The following is a 19,014-nucleotide window of genomic DNA, read 5'->3' as shown; positions in this document are numbered from 1 at the left end:
CGAAGGGTTCTGTCCAGGGGCTATTTACTTTTTGTTGCTCGGTTTTTACTTATTCTTACAGGGATGTAAGTCAGTAGAATAACGCAGGAGCAGTTATCGAGCCCACTAGGTTACAAATCTCGCGCCGCGATTAAATAGCCCCTAGATTGAACAAATTTTAATCCTGAAAGGTCAACAGGTCCAATAACTGAGACATTATTTATATGCATTCAATAAAGTTAGTATCTGAAGAATTAACACCATCAAAAGTAGTGTGTGTTGGTCGTAATTATACCGCACACATTGCAGAGCTAAATAACGAAACGCCAGATCAAATGGTTTTATTTAATAAGCCAAATAGCGCAATTACTAATACGTTATTTGCAGCTCACAACGGCGATACGCTGCATTATGAAACCGAGCTATGTTTTGTAGTTAAAGATAAAAAATTTGTAGGTGTTGGACTCGGCCTTGATTTAACTAAGCGTACTGCGCAAAGTAAATTAAAAAATAAAGGGCTTCCATGGGAGCGCGCTAAAGCGTTCGACGGCTCTGTAATTTTAACTGATTTTGTAGCGCTAACTGATGCAATGAAGCACTTTACCTTTGAACTTAAAATTAATAATGAAGTGATTCAGCGAGGTGATACTCATTTTATGCTGCACAACCCTGACTCAATTTTACAAGAAATTAGTGAATTTATGAGCTTAGAAGACGGTGATGTAATAATGACAGGTACACCGTCGGGCGTAGGTGAGGTAACAGCTAAAAGTATTTTTGCAGTGGCGCTTTATGCTAATGATCAGTGTTTGCTTGAGCATCAGTGGCAAGTAAGTAAAAATTAATGACTTGCTGTTGGTAGTGTTTATCAAAGTCAGTAAAGGTGGTTTTAAGCCAATTATGCTGACTTTGTTGATACTCAGGCGATTGAAGTACATTATTTTTTAATGCGCGGTTAATTTTTTTAAGGGCTTGCTCTGCAAAATTATTAGGTGCTTTAGCCGCACAGCCTATTGCTCCTCTTATAAATTGAATGTCATTTTCTGCAATTGGCACACTTTCTATATTCGTATACTCCCCTTGTTTATTAAAGTAATCAGCCATAAACGGGTAATCAATTGAGTAGTCTAAAAAGCCGTGACTCAAGCGTGCTATAACAGCCTGACTTTCATTTTCGCTACTCCAACTTAACGAAGACTCTTTATCTCGTTTTGTATTTTCAATAATTGTATTAATTTTAGTTGTAAATTTACGTGCAGCCGCTTGCCCGTATACATATTGCGGGTCGGTTAATAAATTAATAAGGTGAATAGGCGAGCCGTGCTTTTCTTCTAATTGCGGCTTTAGATCTTTAGTCGTGATAATTGAAAATGGGGGATATACCGTTGTTGGATTTGAGTAGTTAAGTTGTTGGTTATTATTTTTTTTATAAATAACACATGGAAAACATACATTTTTCCCTTCATTTAAATATTTATTTATACGCTGCTGAGGAACAATTAAGCGAGTATGTTTTACATCAGTTATGGTTCTAATGAGTTGCTCGGTTAGGTTGTCGCAAATACCGCCTTGTGGTGCGCTTTCACTTTTAGCTATATGAAAAGGGGGCGTGTAACTTTGCAGCCAAATAATCTCATCTAGAGGTTGTACTTTTTGCTCAACGGCGTGCGCGTTGAATACAATTAATAAGCAAAATGCATAGTATCCGTTTTTCAGCATTGATAAGTGTTCGTTGAATTAAGAAAACTTAATTAAAGTATAGTGTTGGTTGTAGTAGGGTCAAATATTTTAGTTTAAAAGCAACCTCATTCAAGGCTGCTTTTAACTCATACATGCTTAATAAGGCATCGGATGGTTTCTAAATATGGTGTTAATCTCACTAAGAATTTCGTCGTTTAGCGTTATGCTAAATGCGTCTATATCTTCCTTTAGTTGAGCTATAGATGTTGCCCCAATAATTGAAGAAGTTACGCCATCTACTTGGTTACACCATGCTAAGGCTAGTTGTGCTGGAGTAATATTGTTTGCATGAGCGAGCTCAACATACTGCTTAGTGGCTTGATCTGCATTGGGTGTATCTCTAAAAATACCGTTACGCTGCATGAAGCTCCAACGAGAACCTTCTGGACGAGCACCGTTTAGGTATTTACCCGTTAATAAACCGGCTGCTAAAGGCGACCACGGTAAGTAGGCAATATCTTCGTGTACACATTGTTCTATTAAATACGGCCAGTCTTTAGCGTGCGCTAAGCTAAACTCATTTTGAATAGATACCATACGCGGTAAGTTATGCTCTTTGGCCAAACTTAAAAACTGGCTTATACCCCATGGCGTATCGTCAGATAAACCGCAGTGCTTAATTTTACCTGCTTTAACACATTCATTAAGGCCTTCTAGAATATCAAGCATACTAGCTTGCTGCTCTTGTGTATTTACGTCGGTAAATTTAAGAGTGCCGGGCCATTGTCTGCCAAAGTGAGGGGTAGAGCGGTTTGGCCAATGTAGTTGATATAAATCAATGTAGTCTGTTTGAAGTCGCTTAAGTGAATCATCCACGGCTTCTATTACTGTTTGGCGAGTAATATTGCCGCCATCACGTACCCACGATAATCCATTGCCTGCAATTTTTGTAGCTAGTACCACATCGCTGCGCTTTTGCTGATTACGCGATAGCCAATTGCCAATAATTTCCTCGGTTTTACCATAGGTCTCTGGCGAAGGAGGTACAGCATACATTTCGGCTGTATCAATAAAGTTTACGCCTTGCTCTAGCGCGTAGGCTATTTGTTCATCAGCGTCGCTTTGAGTATTTTGTTTACCCCAAGTCATACTCCCTAGGCACACTCGAGATACGTTTACGCCACTGCTACCTAGTGGGTTGTATTGCATAAAAATTCCTTAACTAAATTAGTTTTGAGCATGGCTGATTAAAGCCGATAAAAGAGGCTCGGAGATTGGGGCTTTTTGCCCTGTAGTAAAATCAAACATTACAACTTTAGATGCACCCGTAGTCGTTATTGCTTTTTGTGCATGGCTGTAAACTGTGTAGTTCATGGTAAAGCGATCTGTTTTAAGATCTGTAATTGTAACGCCTACAGTGAGTGTGTCGGGAAAAGTTACTGGGCGTTTATAGCGAACGTTATTTTCGCTTATTACTGGGCCCACACCGTTTGGGCTTATTGTGTCGAACAGATTTATTTTATTTAAAAAGTCGATTCGGGCTATTTCAAAGTAACGTAAATACACTACATTATTTACGTGTTGTAGCGCATCCATATCAGCCCATGCTACGGTGATATCGGTATGAATAGGGTGCTGATCTTTAAACGTTTGCATTATTTATTGGCCCTTGATTTTAAAGTACTTAGATTATCAACATGGTGTTACGAGCTCAAGGTAATTAATGGCATGTTTTTTTTATAAGATGATTGTACCTGTTTAATTTTAGGTCTACAGTTAAATTACACAGACACACAAAAACACACAAAGGTAATAATATGCAGAATATAATTAATTGGTCCTTAGCTTGTTTGGTTTTTATAGCCTCTTTTACCTGTTACGCGATGGGGAATGAATCTGGCGCTATCATTTTAATGTTGGCAGGATTTTTATTTGAGGTTATGTATTGGCTACGAGGTTATAAGAGATCGGAGGACAATAAACACTTTTTTTAATCGTTAACTAGGGCCTGTTGACCTTTCAGGATTAAAATTTGTTCAATCTAGGGGCTATTTAATCGCGGCGCGAGGTTTGTGACCTAGTGGGCTAAGTAAAAACCGAGCAAAGCTTCCGCGTCCTGCTCACGCCCCTTACCTACATCCATGTAGGCAACAAAGAGTAAATTGCCCCTAGGCAGAACCCTTCGGGCAGCATATGTTTGGCATTTGTGCTACGTTATCGCCTATTTATGGGGAATAACCACACTACATAGGCTCTGCCTTGCCTAAATACCAAACATACTGCTGCAAATTTAACCTCGAAAGATAAACAGGCCCTAGGCTTGCATATCACATTTTATTCTATAATAATGACTGTATAAATAACCAGTTATTATTGTGGTGATGAAGAAGTTTATTCACATAGACATGGATTGCTTTTATGCAGCAGTAGAGATGCGAGATAATCCAAAACTTGCATGTGTACCGCTTGCTATTGGAGGCAATAGCCGACGAGGCGTGCTCTCAACCGCTAACTATATAGCTAGAGAGTATGGCGTACGATCGGCTATGTCGAACTATCATGCTAAACAATTATGCCCCGATTTAGTTATTGTCCCAGGGCGCATGGCTGTATACAAAGAAGCTTCAAACCAAATACGTGAAGTATTTAGCCGCTATACAGACTTAATTGAACCCCTTTCTTTAGACGAAGCCTATCTAGATGTAACAGACAGCACCGCTTGTAAAGGCAGTGCCACACTTATTGCACAGCAAATAAGAGCCGATATTTACAATGCTACAGGGCTCACTGCATCAGCAGGTATTGCACCGATTAAATTTATTGCCAAAATAGCCAGTGACGAAAACAAACCGAATGGTCAATTTGTCGTTTTGCCTGATGAGGTTGATGACTTTTTAGCGCAATTACCGCTTGGGAAAATTCCAGGAGTGGGCAAAGTAACGCTCGAAAAGCTAAATTTAAAAGGCTTATATACCGGCATGGATGTACGTGAAAAAGGCGTTAACTGGATGCAGCAACATGTGGGTAATTTTGGTGTGTCGCTTTATCAAAAATGTGCAGGTGAGTATGTTGGTAAAGTATCCACAGATCGTATAAGAAAATCGCTGAGTGTTGAACATACCTACGAGTACAACAAAACAAGTTTGCAAGAGTGCTTAGATGAGCTGCCAAGATTGTTAGACGAATTAGTTTTAAGGCTTAATAAACAGCAGTTACGAAACCGTATTAATAAATTGAGTGTTAAGGTGAAGTTTGCAAATTTTGTAGTGACCTCTGCCGATCAGGTATACCACGAGCTAAATACAGAAATATTTGTTCAACTACTTACTAAGGCCTACCAGCGTGGGCTACAACAGCCTGTAAGATTACTTGGCATAGGCGTTGGCATTAAAAACGAGCCAGAGCAAAACTTCCAACTTAGTATTCTCGATTAAGCTGTAAAGCCTGTAACTCCAAGTTGCCATTTATTGATAGGTTATGTGATTAGCTCATCGCTCCTTACTGGTCTTCAATATTTAAATCGACGATAATAGGGGCTTATGTTTTCTAACAGGACCTTATTTATGGCATACCCTCAAGCGGTTAGTGCAAGCCTTGAATGCACATCTCATGATGCGCTTATTATTATTAGTAATGACTTTTCTCAGTTACCAAATAACTCATTACGTGATGCTATTTTAGCTCAAGCAAACGTAGATTCTCGCATCGGTAAGCAAGTTACTTTATTAGTAATTGAAAACAAGCGCGTTGTACTTGCGCCAACCGGTCCGTTAAATAGAGATTACGACGACGTGCGTCGTTATTTTGATGCTGCTAAATTAGCAATTAACGAAGCAAAAGCGTCGGGCAGTGTTAACCCTGCATTATTTTTAACAAATTTAAATGGCGATAGCCGTTATCAGCATGCTTTAGAAGTTGCTTATTTAGGCGCTTGCCAAGCCTTATGGCAGCCATTAGAAGCGCGTGAATATCACGGTGAAAGCATTGAACCTATTACACAGATTGGTTTAGTTGGCGCAAGCGAGCAAACTATTAAAGCTGTTAATGCAATTGCAGCAGGCCAATATGCAGCGCGTGACCTGTGTGGCACTGAACCTGAGCGTATGGCTCCCCCACGTTTTGCTGATTACTGCGTTGAATTGTTTAAAGGCTCAAACATTGCAGTTGACGTAATTGATGATATTGCAGCTATTGATAAACACTACCCAATGCTAAGTACAGTTGCTCGCGCATCGTATGCAGTTGAGCGCCATCACCCACGTGTTGTTAAGCTTGAATATGTACCAGAGGGCGAAATTACTCGCACACTTATGTTTGTAGGTAAGGGCCTTGTATACGATACAGGCGGTGCAGATTTAAAAGTAGGCGGCCATATGGCAGGCATGAGCCGTGATAAAGGCGGCGCAGCTTCTGTTGCGGGCTTTATGAAAGCCGTTGCTGATTATCAGCCTAAAGGCGTTAAAGTGGTCTCGTACTTAGCTGTTGTTCGTAACTCTATTGGCTCAGATTGTTTTGTGCCAGATGAAATTATTACTAGCCGTGAAGGTGTTCGTGTACGTATTGGTAATACCGATGCAGAAGGGCGTTTAGCAATGGGCGACCTGCTTAGCGAAATGAAAGATTTAGCTAAAGGTGAGATTAACCCAACGTTATTTACTGTTGCTACATTAACGGGTCATGCAGCTCGCGCAATGGGTCCTTACGGTGCGTATGTTGAAAATGGTCCAGCTCGTAGTGCTGGTGTTTCACGTCAAATAGCTGACCTTGGAGATTTGTGGGCCGATGGCGCTGAAGTATCGCGTTCACGCCGTGAAGACTACGACTTTATTAAACCACGTACGCTAGCTGACGATGTTTTATCTAGCAATAACGCAGCATCTGCCGTTACTGCTCGTGGACATCAGTTCCCTATGGCGTTTATGGCTATTGTTGGTGGGCTTGATAAGCACGGTAACGACTCTGCACAGCCTCTACCTTATGTTCATATGGATATAGCAGGTAGCGGTGTTGAAGGCGGTGATTGGCAGCATGGTAAGCCAACAGCTGCATCAGTAACGAGCTTGTTTGCACGTTATTGTTTGTAAGCTAAAAACTTACATGTAATAAAAAAGCCCTGTTAATTCAGGGCTTTTGCATTTTATGAGAACGCTATCGATTAATCTAATTTAAAACGATTAACTACGCTCGAAAGACCTTCGCTACTTTGTTTGAGGTTATCACTGGCATCGGTAAGCTGCTTAGTATTATTTAATGATTGCTCAGTTGATTGAGATAGCTCATTAATACGCAAATTAACCTCGTCGGCAGCTTGCGTTTGTTGCTCTGTGGCACGTGCTATTTGGCTGTTCATTTCGGTAATAATTGAAACAAGTCGTTCTATTTCATTAAGTGAAGTATTGGCTGATGACGCCTGCTCTACGGTAGAAACTGAAAGTGCTTGGCTTGATTTAACTGCTTCTACTGCTGCTTTTGCACCTTCTTGTAGTTTAGTGATCATGGTTTGAATTTCGTCAGTACTTTGCCCTGTACGACTGGCCAATGTTCTTACTTCATCTGCAACAACAGCAAATCCTCGACCATGCTCTCCTGCGCGAGCTGCTTCAATGGCAGCGTTTAATGCCAGTAAGTTTGTCTGCTCCGATATGCTTCTTATTACATCAAGCACAGAGCCTATATTATGGCTCTCGTTGGCTAAATCTTCTGTTACACGGCTGACTGTTTCAATGTTGCTTGAGAGTGTTTCTATTGCTGTAATTGTTTGCGCAACCACATTTTTACCCGTTGATGCGTTTTGTGCTGCATCCTTAGCTGCTTGCTCTGCGGCTTCAGCGTTACGGCTCACATCGTGTATTTGGTGAGTCATTTGCTCCATGGCAGCTGCAACTTGGGTTGAACTATCGTTTTGAAGCTCAATAAATGAGTGGCTTGTTCTACTTGAGTCGTCAACTGTATGCGCATGTTCGCTTACATCGTTTGCACTTTGTGCTACATGAACAAGTGACTCTCGCATTTTTAGAGCAAATAAATTAAATGAACGTGATAGTTCAGATATTTCATCATTACCGGATTCATTTAATTTACGGGTTAAATCGCCTTCGCCTTGAGAAATGTCTTTCATCATATCGGCTGCTAAGCGAGTCGGTATTAAAATACTCTTACCTATAAAGTAACTAAGTAAAATAACAGCAATAATCATAATTATTGCACTGATGACTATAAGGTTACGTTGCTCGCTAAATGCTTCTTCAATTGAATCAAGGTAAACACCCGAGCCAATAATCCACTGCCATTGATTAAAACCTTTAACAAATGCGATTTTTTCAACCGGTTTATCTTTACCTGGTTTTGGCCATTTATAAGGGATAAATCCCTCGCCAGAGCGTTTAACTATATTTACCATATCAACAAACAATGCTTTGCCGTCAGGGTCCTTGTTATTAGTTAAATCTTTTCCATCAAGCGCAGGTTTTATAGGGTGCATAACCATTGTTGGCTGGTAATTGTTAATCCAAAAGTAATTGGTTTTGTCGTAGCGCAGTGCTTTTATTGCATTAAGTGCTTGTGATTGAGCTTGTTGTTGAGTGAGAGTGTTATCTTGTTCAAGCGCATAATAGTGCTCGATTATACTGTACGCCGTTTCTACTACATTTTGTGTTTTTATGTATTGCTCGTCTTTTAGCGAACTATATTGATGAGTTAGGCTCGATATACTAAGTATTATTAGTCCAAATACAACGATGGCTATTAACAGTGAAAAACGCTGGGATATACTAAAACTTCGTAGATTAGGCATACATTTATCCTCAAAAAGTGTGCGCTTTAGCGCATAGAATAAGCGTAGCTAAAAAAAGAGTTTAATCTAGGCTTAACGCCTATTAATGCAAAAAAAAGGCTGATTTATCAATCAGCCTTTAGTCTGTTATTACTTTACTTGCTTATTTAACGTCAAAATGGCGATTAAAGAAGTTTGTAATTGTTTGATGTAAGTGTGTTTGCACTTGTTTACCGCGTAGGCTGTGCTTAGAGCCTGGGTAGGTCATCATTTCAAACTGCTTTTCGTTATCTTGCAGTTGTTTAAACAACTTAGTTGAATGCGTAAACAATACGTTGTCATCAGCCATTCCATGGTAAATCATTAATGGGCCTTTTAAGCCATCAGCATATGGAAATACTGCGCTGTCTTCATAGCCTTTAGCATTTGTATCGGGGTGACCTAAATAACGCTCTGTGTAATGTGTATCGTATAGAGCCCAATCGGTTACTGGAGCACCTGATACGCCGGCTTGAAAGTAATCGCCCGCTTTAAACATAGTCATAAGCGCCATGTAGCCGCCGTAGCTGTGGCCATAAACACCGATGCGTTGTGGATCAACGTAATCAAGTGTACGTAAAAACTCTACGCCTTTAATTTGATCGGCAACTTCAACCACACCTAAATGTTTATAAATAGCATCTTCAAACTTTTTACCACGGTTGTACGAACCACGGTTATCCAGTTGAAAAATTACATAACCTTGTTGCGCCATGTACTGAAAGTACAAGTTTTTACTGCGCCAGCTATTCGTCACTCGTTGAGCATGCGGGCCGCCGTATACGTTAACAATAACAGGGTGCTTTTTGCCATCAGCAATGGTGCTAGGCTTAAATAAACGGTAATGCATAACTTGACCATCATCGGCTTTAATTGTGCCGTATTCTGGTTTTGTTAAGTCGCTTAAATAAGGGGTAAGCGGATGCTTACTATCAAGCTTATTTTCTTCAAGCCAGGTAATGAATTCGCCGTTTACTTTACGAAGCGCTGCTGAGTTTGGTTTATTATCAGAAGAGCTATTATCGATAAAGGTTTTATTGTCCTTTGCTAGCACAACATTGTGGTACTGACCTTTTTCGGTAATACGTTTAGAATCGCCTTTTTTAAATAAAGGCGCGCTGTATAAATGGCTTTCAAGCGGTGTATCTTTTCGACCGGCAAAGTAAACAATGCCTTTTTTCTCATCAATACCTTTTAAGCTATCAACAGCCCAATCACCAGAGGTGATTTGACGAACAAGTTGACCGTTTGTGCGATACAGATATAAGTGTTTAAAACCGTCGCGCTCAGATGCCCATACAAAGTGTTTTTTGTCTTTTAAAAACTCAAGATCAAAATGTAGGTTTATCCACGTTTCGCTATTTTCGGTCAGCGCCACTTTTTGGACTTTAGTTTCGCTGTTATAAAAACGCAGTTCTAATTTATGTTGCGAGCGATTTTGCCATTGGTACGACAGTGTATTGCCGTCTTTTAGCCATTTAGCGCGTGCAATGTAAATGTCTTCATCTTTACCTAAATCAATCCAATCTACTTTTTGGTCGTTTAGCTTAACCACACCAAGTTGAATTTTAACATTATCGGTACCTGTAAACGGGTAGCGCTGGTTAAATAATTTAACTTCGTCAGCGTAAATTTCGTTACGGATAGCTTCTTTTACAGGGGTTTCGTCAACGCGGGTATAGGCAATTTTAGTTTCATCACCTGACCACCAGTAACCTGTCATTCGGCTCATTTCTTCTTGAGCAACAAATTCGGCCATGCCGTTTTTAATTACGCCGCCGCCATCTTTACTAAGCTGAATCTCTTTACCAGACTCAAGCTCTAAAGCATAAAGGTTTTGCTCTCTAATAAACGATACGTAGTTACCTTTAGGTGAAAAGCGTGCATCGGTTTCAAATGCTTCAGTGTCGGTTAGTTTTTTACTTTTAGCTGAGGCTAAATCGTAATAATAAAGGTCACCATTGAGTGGGAATAAAAGTGCTTTGCCATCTTTAGACCATTTGTATTCAAGTATGCCTTTACCAAAAATACGTTGGCGTTCGCGGCGTGCTTTTTCTTCATCTGATAGGTTTTCTGGGCCTGAAAATAACTTTGCTGAATCAACTAGCACACGGTTGGTGTTATCTTTTAGATTGTATTCCCATAAATCGTAGCGGTTGTAGTCATCGCTTTTGCCTTGTAGGTAAGTTACACGGCTGCCGTCAGGCGAAAATTTAAGTTGTACAGGTGATTTACCAGAAAGGCTCGGATCGTCAAAAATTCGCTCCAGCGATAAAGGTTTTGCTTGAACACTAATAGCGCCAACCATTAACGGTATAGCTAGTGAGAGGTGTTTTATTTTTTTTAGCACAAGGTTGCCTTAGCTTATTATAAATATTGCTTTGATGGTAAAGCCAAGCGTGTGCAACTGCAACTAAATGCTATAAAGTGGCGATTATCAAAGACAAAGTAGGACATAGCAATGACTCACCCTGAATTTAAACTAGCGCCAGAACTTAAACGTGACTGTATAGAACTTGCCGATTGGCCATTGTGTAAAGTGCTTTTACTGAACGACAGCTTGTATCCGTGGTTTGTATTAGTGCCTAGGCAGGCTAACTTAAAAGAGATAATTGATTTATCTGAGGATGATCAAATTGTTTATTTAAAAGAGTCAGCCAAGCTAAGTAAATTATTAATGGATGTATTTAAACCTGATAAATTAAACATAGCGGCTTTAGGTAATATGGTGCCGCAATTGCATATTCATCATATTGCGCGTTTTACGAGTGATGCTGCATGGCCTGCGCCAATATGGGGTAAACACCCAGCAGTGCCTTATACAGATCTACAAATCACAGAGCTAAAAAAAGCGCTGCAGTTTTAAGCTGCAACGCTTTTTTAGGGTTTAACTAACTAAACTTATTTAAGCCCTAGTATTTCCTTACCTTGCTTAAATGTTACATCTACAGGGATATTAGCTTTACTTAGTTTTTCTAAGTCTTTAGCAAGTTCTTCTTTAATGTCGCCATGCGTTGCAATTAGTTGATCTACTTTTTCATAATCGCCATCACCTTGCAGAGTTAAAATTAAGCGAGAAAGCTTGGCCATTGCAATGCTCATTTTTTCCATATTAACGCGGTATAAGCCTTCTTCATTTTTAGAAAAAGCACCCTCTTGAGCAAAAAAGTTAAAGCGGATCATATTTGCTTTACCATGCGCGCTTGATGCTCCAAAACGAACTGAGCGGAATATACCTGCCATGAAGGTCGTGTAATAATCTTCAATAGTGCCTTCAGTAATTTCGCCTTTTTTAAGTAACTGTTCAATCATGTATAGACCTAAAATATCGGCTTTACCTTCTTCAAGGGCACTTGCGTGTTCTTGTAGTGATTGACGAACAGTACCTTTACCAGTAATTGTATTTTTAATACCTAAACCGTGAGCCACTTCATGGAACATCGTATTGGCAAAAAATGCGTCAAAAGTAATGTGTTTACGCTGCTCTGGTACAATTAACTGCTCTGAAATTGGCACTAAAATTTTATCAAATTTAGCACGCATTGCGTTTTTAAGTTGCAGACGACGAGTTCCTTTTTCTAGCTGTACTTGCTCATCGTTTGGTAAGTTAATTGCTATTGTTTTACTACCTGCGTTTGAATGCCCAGCGTAGTAAACAACATCATATGCATTTAGGTCGGCGTCAGAGCCTGGTACTTCTTGTTTGTACTTAGCATCTACAGGTAAGCCTTTTTGAAGCTCAGGTAAAAATGCTGCAAATTTAGCTAAGCGTTCGCTCCATTTTAAATCTTTAATAAGTACGTAAGATTCATAAGCTGCGCGGTAACCAAATAATTGATCTTCATAAGTTTCAATTGGACCAATAACCACATCTACTGGGTTATTTTTCATATCCATCCAAGCAAAGTCAGATACTTGGAAGTCATCTTTTTGTAGAGCATCAGCACGCAAGTTTAGATAGTTAGCAAATTCTTTATCGTCAGCAAGTTTGCTTGCTTCACGTAAAATATCAGCGGCTTTTGCAAGCTCATCAGCGTATTCTTTTGAATAAGGCACGCTGTAAAGCTTACCTTGCTCATCACGCTTAATTACAGAATAAAGCCCTGTTTTATCTTCAACGTCTGCATTGTTTAACTCTTCTTTGGTTATATCAGCAGGGTAAAACTGTGCGCCAAGAGGTTTTTCTTTATAGCTGGATAAAAATGCTTCATCACCATTTAAACGATCCCATGGACCATAGTTAATATCAGCAAATTTACGTACTTTTTCATCGTTTAGTTTTGCTAAAAAAGCATCTTTATTTTCACCAAATGCTTGCTTCCAAAATAACTCATCCATTATTTTTGAAGCGTCAATAAGCTTTGCAACCATTGCTCGTTGATTATCGCTTAAGTGCGATAAATCACTTTGTAAGCTAAAGTCGGTGTAAATATCTAAACGTTGTTTATCTGCATTAATAAGCTTAGGGCCTGACTGTGCACTGCTTTTTTGAGCAAGCTCTACGGCTGTGTTGTCGGTAGAAGACGGCGCTTGTTCAGAACATGCGCTAAGAAAAACAACACCAGAGAGCATAATTGCTTGGCTAATTTTATTTAAGATCATTATATTGCCTGTTAAAAAGTAAGTTTAATAATTTGTACTGCTTTAGTTAAAATATTAAGTATGTACAAACGCTTCCTTATTGTGAGTGCATTAAAGCAAAACTAAATGGTAAATAGCAAGTATTTGGCGTTGTAAGGCAAGCATGAGCGGTAAAGCATTATAAATAAAAATAAACTTCTATAATTTTCTTAACTTTATCGGTAAGTTAGACAATACTAATTATATTACTAATACGAAAATTAACTGCCTGAGTTTGCAGTTACTTTACAGGCTGAACACAAAAGGATGGCAGCTTTATGTCTACAGAAAACGCTTTATTAACGATTCTAGTCGATAGAATAAATAACGATACGTTGGTTTTACCAACGCTACCTGAAGTAGCGATTAAGGTTCGCCAAGCTGCAGATAACCCAGATGTGAATTTAATCCAAATGTCAGATGTAATCTCACAAGATCCAGCGCTTTCAGCTCGTATGATAAAAGTAGCTAATAGTGCGATTATGGGACGTTCTGTAAAAGTATCTAATTTACAACAAGCAGTGACTCGTATTGGATTACGTCAAATTAAAAACATTGCTACAGCTATGGCTATGGAACAATTATTTGTATCAAATAATGAGCTAATTAAAGGCTACATGGGTAAGGCATGGCAAAAAACATTAACCGTTGCTAGCCATTCAATATCACTTATGGAGTTTTATTTAAAAAATAGTAAGCACACGTCACTTAACCGCGATTCTATTACACTCGCCGCACTTGTTTATAATATTGGTGTATTACCAATTTTAACTGAAGCTGAGCGCCACCCAGAGGTATTTGCTAATCCAAGCTTTTTGGCTCATGCAATTCAAAAGCTGAGTGGAAAAATTGGCTCATCTATTATGCAAGCGTGGGAATTCCCTAAAGAGTTTGTTGATGTAGCTCAGAGCTGGGCTGACCCAAGTTACAAACCTGAAAAAGTAAGTTACGTGGATTTTATTCGAGTAGGGGCTATTTTAGAGGGCACGTTACAAGTTTCTGATAAGTCGGCAGCGCTGCAAACGTATATAGACAAAGGCGTTATACCGTCTATGCAGCTATTCACAAGTGATGAGTACAACGACATGCTAAAAGATGTGAAAAACATGTTTAGCTAAAAGTGCCTTCCTACACAACCAAAAAGGGTTAACTTGCGTTAACCCTTTTTTAGTTTTATTTTTCGGTGGTATTTTCTGTTTTAGTTTTTTCGTATCGCTTTATTCCTGCTACCCATGTTTGCAGTACGTTTGTTTTGTATATCTCCTCAACAGGTACTTTAAAGTAGTCTTTATCAATTAAAATAAAGTCGGCCCATTTACCTTTTTCTAAACTACCCACCTTAAATTCTTGATGAGCTGCATAGGCGCCACCAAGAGTAAATGCACGTAATGCATCTTCGCGGCTTAGTACTTCACTTGCGCGCCAGCCGTTTTCCGGTAGTTTGTTATGATCCATGCGTGTAATGGCTGAATACAAACCATCAAATGGATTTGCAAGCTCTACAGGGTAATCAGAGCCCGCTGCAACAACCGAACCTTGCTGTAAAAATGTTTGCCACGCGTAGGCGCCGCTTAGTTGTTTTTCAGTTAAACGCTGCTCTGCCATATGCATATCTGAAGTGGCATGCACTGGCTGCATTGAAGGGATTATTTTTAACGCTTTAAAGCGAGGGATATCATCAGGGGTTACAATTTGGGCGTGCTCTATTCGGTTTCGTAGTAATATACCGCCCGTTTTTTTAAACACATTTTGATAGGCATCAAGTACTACTTTATTTGCTTTGTCGCCAATGGCGTGAGTATTTGCGCTAAAGCCGCTTTTAAAGCTTTGTGTAAAGAGTGCTTCGAGTTTCTCTTGTGTTTCAAGCATTAAACCATGGTGACCAGGTCTGTCTGCATATTCTTCAATAAGTGCTGCGCCACGAGAGCCCAATGCGCCATCGGCGTAAACTTTAACACTGCGAATTTCCATAAAGTCATTTTTGTCGTGGTACCGGCCTGCCTTTAACATTGTGTCTAAATCAGGGCTTGCACCACTTAACATTGCCACAATACGCAGTGGTAAATTACCAAGGTCGCCGCGCTCTTTGTAAACCTCCCATGTGGTTTTATCAATACCTGCATCGTGAGTAGAGGTAATGCCTAAACTTAATAAATGTTTACCTGCTGCATCAAGTGAGTCACTTATATCTTGTTTTGAAGGGGCTGGCATATGCTGGGTAATTAGCGATTCTGCTTTGTCTACAAAAATACCCGTAGGATTGCCAAATTCGTCTTTAATTATTTCACCGCCTTCAGGCGCTTTTGTTTGGGCGGTAATCCCTGCAAGTTCGAGCGCTTTTGAATTAACCCAAATGGCGTGGCTATCAACTCGAGAAAGCACCACAGGTCGATCGTTAACTACTTTGTCTAAATCTTTAGCCGTAGGAAAGCGTGTATCAGCCCATAGCTCTTGGTTCCAACCTCGCCCTATAATCCAACCTTGTTTGTTATCGGCAAATACTTTTAGTTTATTCGTTACTTCATCAACCGATTTTGCACCGCGTACATCAAGTTGCGATAAATTATCGCCAAGGCCAATAACGTGCCCATGAGCATCAATTAAGCCTGGTAATAAGGTATTACCGTGCGCGTCAATTAGCTTGGCATCTGGGTAGCTATCTTTAAGTGTATCGCTACCTAGTTTTACTACCTTGCCATTTTTAATAACGAGGGTAGTAAACTGCTGTACTTCACCTTGGTATAAAGGGGTATAACCATTTGCGTTATAAATTACTTTTGTTTGTGCAAGAGTGTAACTAGAACTAGCGCAAAGGCTGGCTAGTATGAGTGGTTTGATTATTTTTTTGAGCGACATAAGGCATTATTTTTTATTGTTAGTGCGTTAACACTAGCAAACCCAACTTTATAATACCAATATGTGAGACAAATTATGATGAAGAAAAAAGCAGTAAAGCTAGAACATAAAATATCTAGCTTTTGAAAGGGTTTATTTACTAGCGTATAAACTGTATTCACTTAGCGTTAGCTTGCCGTCTTTGTCTTGATCGTAGCTTGAAAACCGAGACCACAAAGCGGGGTCTACAGCGGTTTCTGAACGTGTTAAAAAACCATCCTGGTTTCTATCAAGTTTTTCAAATTGCTCTGCAACATTGTTGCTTGCAGCAAAGCCTAATGTGCTAAAAATACTAAACGCAAAAAGCGCTATATAGCTTGTTTTTTTCATGAAAAATACTCAGTAGAGGTTATTGGTAAGGTAATTTTTAAATTCGATTAACGAAATTTGGTTATCTTGGTTTTTGTCCCATTTTACAAATGTGTTTAATAGTTGTGGTTGGGGATCAAGTTCGTCATGCGTTAAATAGCCACTTTTGTCGCTATCGAGGTGATCAAAGCGTTGCTTTACATCAAGTGCAGCGGCATCAAAGCTTAATAGCATTAAGATGCTTATAACAAGGGGAAGTATCTTCATGGTGTTCCTTCCAAAAGATGTATTTAAAGTTTATGGCTAAAAAAAGGAAAAAGCACTTGCCGTAATTTAACTCCCAACATTAAATCCTTTTACACACTCCCTCAGGGATTATGGCAAATGCTTTTAATTCCAGTTTACCTATAACAAGCTTAAGTAAAGCTTAATCAGTAATTACTCATTAAGGTTTAAAGCTTTCAAATTCTTTTTTTGAGACCTTTTCATCACCGTCTTCATCTAAGTCGGCAAATTGTCTCATTACTTCCTTATCTTCCTTTGCTTCTGCAATTGATATTTGTCCGTCCATGTCTTTATCTAAGTGGGCAAAACGCACATTTGTTGGCGATGCAATTACGGTGGCACTAATTGCTAAAAACATTAATGAAAAAGCGGCTATAAGTTGTTTCATAATCACGTTCCTTATTAAATGAGTTTATTGAATAAATTTTTTGAATTCATCTAGCGACAATTGCCCATCTTGATTAGTATCAATTTGAGAAAAATTCTCGTGTAACACAGCATCTTCACCTGCTTCGGCTTCACTTAATGTGCCGTTACTGTCTTTATCAAGTTCGTTAAAAGTCGCGTGAACGTCCATTGCGTGTGCATTAGCGCCTAAAAAGCCTAAAGCCAGTAATGATGAAATTACTAAAATGCGTTTGTTCATAATTATTTCCTTATTGATTAAAGTTATTACTCCTATTACAAAAATGGTGCCAATAATAATTGTTGTTATTTTTCAGTTGGTTATTGTTTTAGCTTTAAGCCAGTGAGAAGTTTTTACTGGGTTTATTGTAATTTTTGTGCGCCTTTTGCAACACTATTTAATGGGGTTAAAAGGGAGTTTATTAAAATCAACGAGTTACGTTGTCTCTATTTGGCGACACATTGTTTTGTAGTGCTGGCTGTTAATCGTATTAAATATAATTGCTGGTTCAGCTAGTGTATAAGGTAAGCACTTAATAATAGAGCGCTTAACTTAAAAGGACTAAACGAAATGCCAGCAACCATAGCTAAAAAATACCAAGCAATGCTTAACTGGCGGCCTAATTTAATTGGGCAATTTGCAATGAGTATGCTGCTTTCACTACTCCCGCTTTCTATAGTGGTGATTGTATTTTTAAATGCGCTTAACAAGCAATTAGCGGTTACTCAAAGTATTGTGAGTAACAACTACCAAGTTACCAAATCGTTTAATACTTTAAAGCAAGAACTCAACAGCCTTGAACGCGCCACTAGGCAAAACTGGGTATTAAAAAGTGAATCGCTTGATAAGCTCATTGTCGATAAATGGCAATCATCCCTACAAAGCATTGATGAACTCAAATTTGTAAACACGAATAAAGAGTATATCAACCAATGGCAACGCTTATATACCACCTTACAAACCGCGCATGTAGAGCTTGTTGAGAAAAAACAACAGCAAGCTGAGCTATTTGTGCCAGTGAGCGATTTAGTTGCTGAGCTTACTTTATGGTTACGTGATAAAAACGAAGCGCAAATTACCAATAACCAAAAAGAGCTTACAAGCCTGCAAGCGTCATTTATAAATTGGCTGGTGGCACTTATTCCACTGACTTTAATTGTTGGGGGAGGTTTTTTATGGCGCATAAGTGGGCGGCTAAAAGGGTTAACTACGGTTATTGATAAGCTTGGGCAGGGGCATTGGCAGCAAAAAATATCTGTGAAAGGTTCAGCTGAGCTTGTTGAGCTAGGAGAAAAGCTCCAATGGGTACAAGAACAGCTTCATATGCTTGAGCAGCAAAAAGATACTTTTTTACGCCATGTAACTCATGAGCTAAAAACGCCGCTTGCTTCAATGGTCGAAGGCACTGACTTATTAACTGATGAAATAGTAGGTCCAATTACCGCTGAGCAAAAAGCAGTGCTTGAGCTTATTAGCCAATCTATGGTGCGCCTTCGTACAATGATTGACAGTTTGCTGAGTTATAATGCGATTCGCACCAGTAAAGATAGCCTAAGCGAAGTTGAATTTAGTCTTCTTATTAATAAAATTAATAGCCATTTTGAGCATCGCTTAACTGCGCGTCAGCAAGCTCTGCAGTGGCAAAATACTTTACCTAACAAACCGCTTGCTTTACCTAGTGAGCTTATTGAGATGATTTTAATTCAGCTTATTTCAAATGGCTTAAAATTTTCAGAAGATAAGCAAAGCGTTACTATTAATTTAGCGCTTGAGCAAAACCAGCTTTGTATCGTTGTACTTGATAAAGGGTGCGGTATTAAAGAGCAAGAAAAAACTCAAATTTTCAGCGCATTTTATCAAGGTAAACACAGTAAAAATGTTACGCTGCAAGGCAGTGGGCTGGGTTTAACTATTGTAAAAGAGTCTGTTGAACAGCTAAGAGGTACACTTAGTGTTGAGCATAACGAGCCACATGGTTGCCGGTTTTCAATTAAAATTCCCATAACAAAAAATCTAGGAGTTAATTAAC

General features: G+C 39.2%; 17 protein-coding genes. 6 read left to right on the top strand and 11 right to left on the bottom strand.

The annotated features are described in order from the left end of the window. Positions 1 to 203: 203 nt before the first annotated feature. Positions 204 to 824 (top strand): fumarylacetoacetate hydrolase family protein, encoded by a 621-nt coding sequence (locus H5092_RS01485; RefSeq protein ID WP_154903471.1) that lies wholly within the window; start codon positions 204 to 206, stop codon positions 822 to 824. Here H5092_RS01485 and H5092_RS01480 read toward each other — a convergent pair. From H5092_RS01480 to H5092_RS01470, 3 genes are all read right to left on the bottom strand, one after another. After that, entirely contained in the window at positions 775 to 1,698 is a 924-nt protein-coding gene (locus H5092_RS01480) for an ABC transporter substrate-binding protein (RefSeq protein ID WP_182732767.1), read from the bottom strand. The two genes, H5092_RS01485 and H5092_RS01480, sit on opposite strands and share 50 nt — an antisense overlap. A 117-nt stretch (positions 1,699 to 1,815) precedes the next feature. Continuing rightward, positions 1,816 to 2,868, bottom strand: a complete 1,053-nt coding sequence (locus H5092_RS01475; RefSeq protein WP_182732766.1) for an aldo/keto reductase — start codon at positions 2,866 to 2,868, stop codon at positions 1,816 to 1,818. An 18-nt stretch (positions 2,869 to 2,886) separates the two neighbouring features. Further along, entirely contained in the window at positions 2,887 to 3,315 is a 429-nt protein-coding gene (locus H5092_RS01470) for a thioesterase family protein (protein WP_002958095.1), read from the bottom strand. A 725-nt stretch (positions 3,316 to 4,040) separates the two neighbouring features. Between H5092_RS01470 and dinB the strand changes: the two genes are divergently transcribed. Then, on the top strand, positions 4,041 to 5,093 hold the full coding sequence (dinB, locus tag H5092_RS01465; protein WP_182732765.1) for a DNA polymerase IV: 1,053 nt from the start codon (positions 4,041 to 4,043) through the stop codon (positions 5,091 to 5,093). 129 nt (positions 5,094 to 5,222) lie between these two features. Continuing rightward, positions 5,223 to 6,743 (top strand): leucyl aminopeptidase family protein, encoded by a 1,521-nt coding sequence (locus tag H5092_RS01460; RefSeq protein ID WP_182732764.1) that lies wholly within the window; start codon positions 5,223 to 5,225, stop codon positions 6,741 to 6,743. Between the two features lie 71 nt (positions 6,744 to 6,814). Here H5092_RS01460 and H5092_RS01455 read toward each other — a convergent pair whose 3' ends face one another. Together H5092_RS01455 and H5092_RS01450 are read right to left on the bottom strand one after the other, a co-directional pair. Further along, positions 6,815 to 8,452 carry a methyl-accepting chemotaxis protein gene (locus H5092_RS01455; RefSeq protein ID WP_182695734.1) on the bottom strand — a complete coding sequence of 546 codons (1,638 nt, stop codon included), beginning with the start codon at positions 8,450 to 8,452 and terminating at the stop codon, positions 6,815 to 6,817. Between the two features lie 142 nt (positions 8,453 to 8,594). Further along, entirely contained in the window at positions 8,595 to 10,820 is a 2,226-nt protein-coding gene (locus tag H5092_RS01450; protein ID WP_182732763.1) for a S9 family peptidase, read from the bottom strand. Positions 10,821 to 10,931: 111 nt separating this feature from the next. Here H5092_RS01450 and H5092_RS01445 point away from each other — a divergent pair, with 111 nt between their 5' ends. Next, entirely contained in the window at positions 10,932 to 11,336 is a 405-nt protein-coding gene (locus H5092_RS01445) for an HIT domain-containing protein (protein WP_024597591.1), read from the top strand. Positions 11,337 to 11,371: 35 nt separating this feature from the next. Here H5092_RS01445 and H5092_RS01440 read toward each other — a convergent pair whose 3' ends face one another. Continuing rightward, positions 11,372 to 13,072 (bottom strand): dipeptidyl-peptidase 3 family protein, encoded by a 1,701-nt coding sequence (locus tag H5092_RS01440; RefSeq protein ID WP_182711485.1) that lies wholly within the window; start codon positions 13,070 to 13,072, stop codon positions 11,372 to 11,374. A gap of 296 nt (positions 13,073 to 13,368) precedes the next feature. Between H5092_RS01440 and H5092_RS01435 the strand changes: the two genes are divergently transcribed. After that, the gene (locus tag H5092_RS01435; protein ID WP_002961652.1) at positions 13,369 to 14,208 is read left to right on the top strand and encodes an HDOD domain-containing protein; all 840 of its coding nucleotides are present in this window, start codon (positions 13,369 to 13,371) and stop codon (positions 14,206 to 14,208) included. Positions 14,209 to 14,263: 55 nt separating this feature from the next. Here the strand turns inward: H5092_RS01435 and H5092_RS01430 are convergent, their stop codons facing one another. The 5 genes from H5092_RS01430 to H5092_RS01410 all read right to left on the bottom strand — a co-directional run bounded on the left by H5092_RS01430 (position 14,264) and on the right by H5092_RS01410 (position 17,225). Next, positions 14,264 to 15,946: an amidohydrolase gene (locus tag H5092_RS01430; RefSeq protein ID WP_182732762.1), complete on the bottom strand. Its 1,683-nt coding sequence runs from the start codon at positions 15,944 to 15,946 to the stop codon at positions 14,264 to 14,266. A gap of 132 nt (positions 15,947 to 16,078) precedes the next feature. Further along, on the bottom strand, positions 16,079 to 16,315 hold the full coding sequence (locus H5092_RS01425; protein WP_002961647.1) for a calcium-binding protein: 237 nt from the start codon (positions 16,313 to 16,315) through the stop codon (positions 16,079 to 16,081). 9 nt (positions 16,316 to 16,324) lie between these two features. Then, positions 16,325 to 16,561, bottom strand: coding sequence for an EF-hand domain-containing protein (locus tag H5092_RS01420; protein WP_182732761.1), 237 nt, complete (start codon positions 16,559 to 16,561; stop codon positions 16,325 to 16,327). A 178-nt stretch (positions 16,562 to 16,739) separates the two neighbouring features. Continuing rightward, the gene (locus H5092_RS01415; protein ID WP_024597597.1) at positions 16,740 to 16,967 is read right to left on the bottom strand and encodes a hypothetical protein; all 228 of its coding nucleotides are present in this window, start codon (positions 16,965 to 16,967) and stop codon (positions 16,740 to 16,742) included. A gap of 24 nt (positions 16,968 to 16,991) precedes the next feature. Then, on the bottom strand, positions 16,992 to 17,225 hold the full coding sequence (locus H5092_RS01410; RefSeq protein ID WP_002961641.1) for an EF-hand domain-containing protein: 234 nt from the start codon (positions 17,223 to 17,225) through the stop codon (positions 16,992 to 16,994). Between the two features lie 330 nt (positions 17,226 to 17,555). Between H5092_RS01410 and H5092_RS01405 the strand changes: the two genes are divergently transcribed. Further along, a complete protein-coding gene (locus H5092_RS01405) occupies positions 17,556 to 19,013 on the top strand; it encodes a sensor histidine kinase KdpD (RefSeq protein WP_182711487.1) in 1,458 nt (485 codons plus the stop codon). The last annotated feature ends 1 nt before the right edge of the window (position 19,014 follow it).

The organism is Pseudoalteromonas sp. SR41-7, from assembly GCF_014163935.1.
Classification (GTDB): Bacteria; Pseudomonadota; Gammaproteobacteria; order Enterobacterales; family Alteromonadaceae; genus Pseudoalteromonas; species Pseudoalteromonas distincta.
This window is presented reverse-complemented; position numbering and strand designations above follow the sequence as displayed.

Excerpts from the sequence above, each read along its gene's own strand:
- H5092_RS01445 (WP_024597591.1), top strand. The coding sequence starts at position 10,932 with ATGACTCACCCTGAATTTAAACTAGCGCCAGAACTTAAACGTGACTGT.
- H5092_RS01405 (WP_182711487.1), top strand. The coding sequence starts at position 17,556 with ATGCCAGCAACCATAGCTAAAAAATACCAAGCAATGCTTAACTGGCGG.
- H5092_RS01425 (WP_002961647.1), bottom strand. The coding sequence starts at position 16,315 with ATGAAAAAAACAAGCTATATAGCGCTTTTTGCGTTTAGTATTTTTAGC.
- dinB (WP_182732765.1), top strand. The coding sequence starts at position 4,041 with ATGAAGAAGTTTATTCACATAGACATGGATTGCTTTTATGCAGCAGTA.
- H5092_RS01435 (WP_002961652.1), top strand. The coding sequence starts at position 13,369 with ATGTCTACAGAAAACGCTTTATTAACGATTCTAGTCGATAGAATAAAT.
- H5092_RS01485 (WP_154903471.1), top strand. The coding sequence starts at position 204 with ATGCATTCAATAAAGTTAGTATCTGAAGAATTAACACCATCAAAAGTA.
- H5092_RS01470 (WP_002958095.1), bottom strand. The coding sequence starts at position 3,315 with ATGCAAACGTTTAAAGATCAGCACCCTATTCATACCGATATCACCGTA.
- H5092_RS01415 (WP_024597597.1), bottom strand. The coding sequence starts at position 16,967 with ATGAAACAACTTATAGCCGCTTTTTCATTAATGTTTTTAGCAATTAGT.
- H5092_RS01480 (WP_182732767.1), bottom strand. The coding sequence starts at position 1,698 with ATGCTGAAAAACGGATACTATGCATTTTGCTTATTAATTGTATTCAAC.
- H5092_RS01410 (WP_002961641.1), bottom strand. The coding sequence starts at position 17,225 with ATGAACAAACGCATTTTAGTAATTTCATCATTACTGGCTTTAGGCTTT.
- H5092_RS01475 (WP_182732766.1), bottom strand. The coding sequence starts at position 2,868 with ATGCAATACAACCCACTAGGTAGCAGTGGCGTAAACGTATCTCGAGTG.
- H5092_RS01440 (WP_182711485.1), bottom strand. The coding sequence starts at position 13,072 with ATGATCTTAAATAAAATTAGCCAAGCAATTATGCTCTCTGGTGTTGTT.
- H5092_RS01420 (WP_182732761.1), bottom strand. The coding sequence starts at position 16,561 with ATGAAGATACTTCCCCTTGTTATAAGCATCTTAATGCTATTAAGCTTT.
- H5092_RS01430 (WP_182732762.1), bottom strand. The coding sequence starts at position 15,946 with ATGTCGCTCAAAAAAATAATCAAACCACTCATACTAGCCAGCCTTTGC.
- H5092_RS01460 (WP_182732764.1), top strand. The coding sequence starts at position 5,223 with ATGGCATACCCTCAAGCGGTTAGTGCAAGCCTTGAATGCACATCTCAT.
- H5092_RS01455 (WP_182695734.1), bottom strand. The coding sequence starts at position 8,452 with ATGCCTAATCTACGAAGTTTTAGTATATCCCAGCGTTTTTCACTGTTA.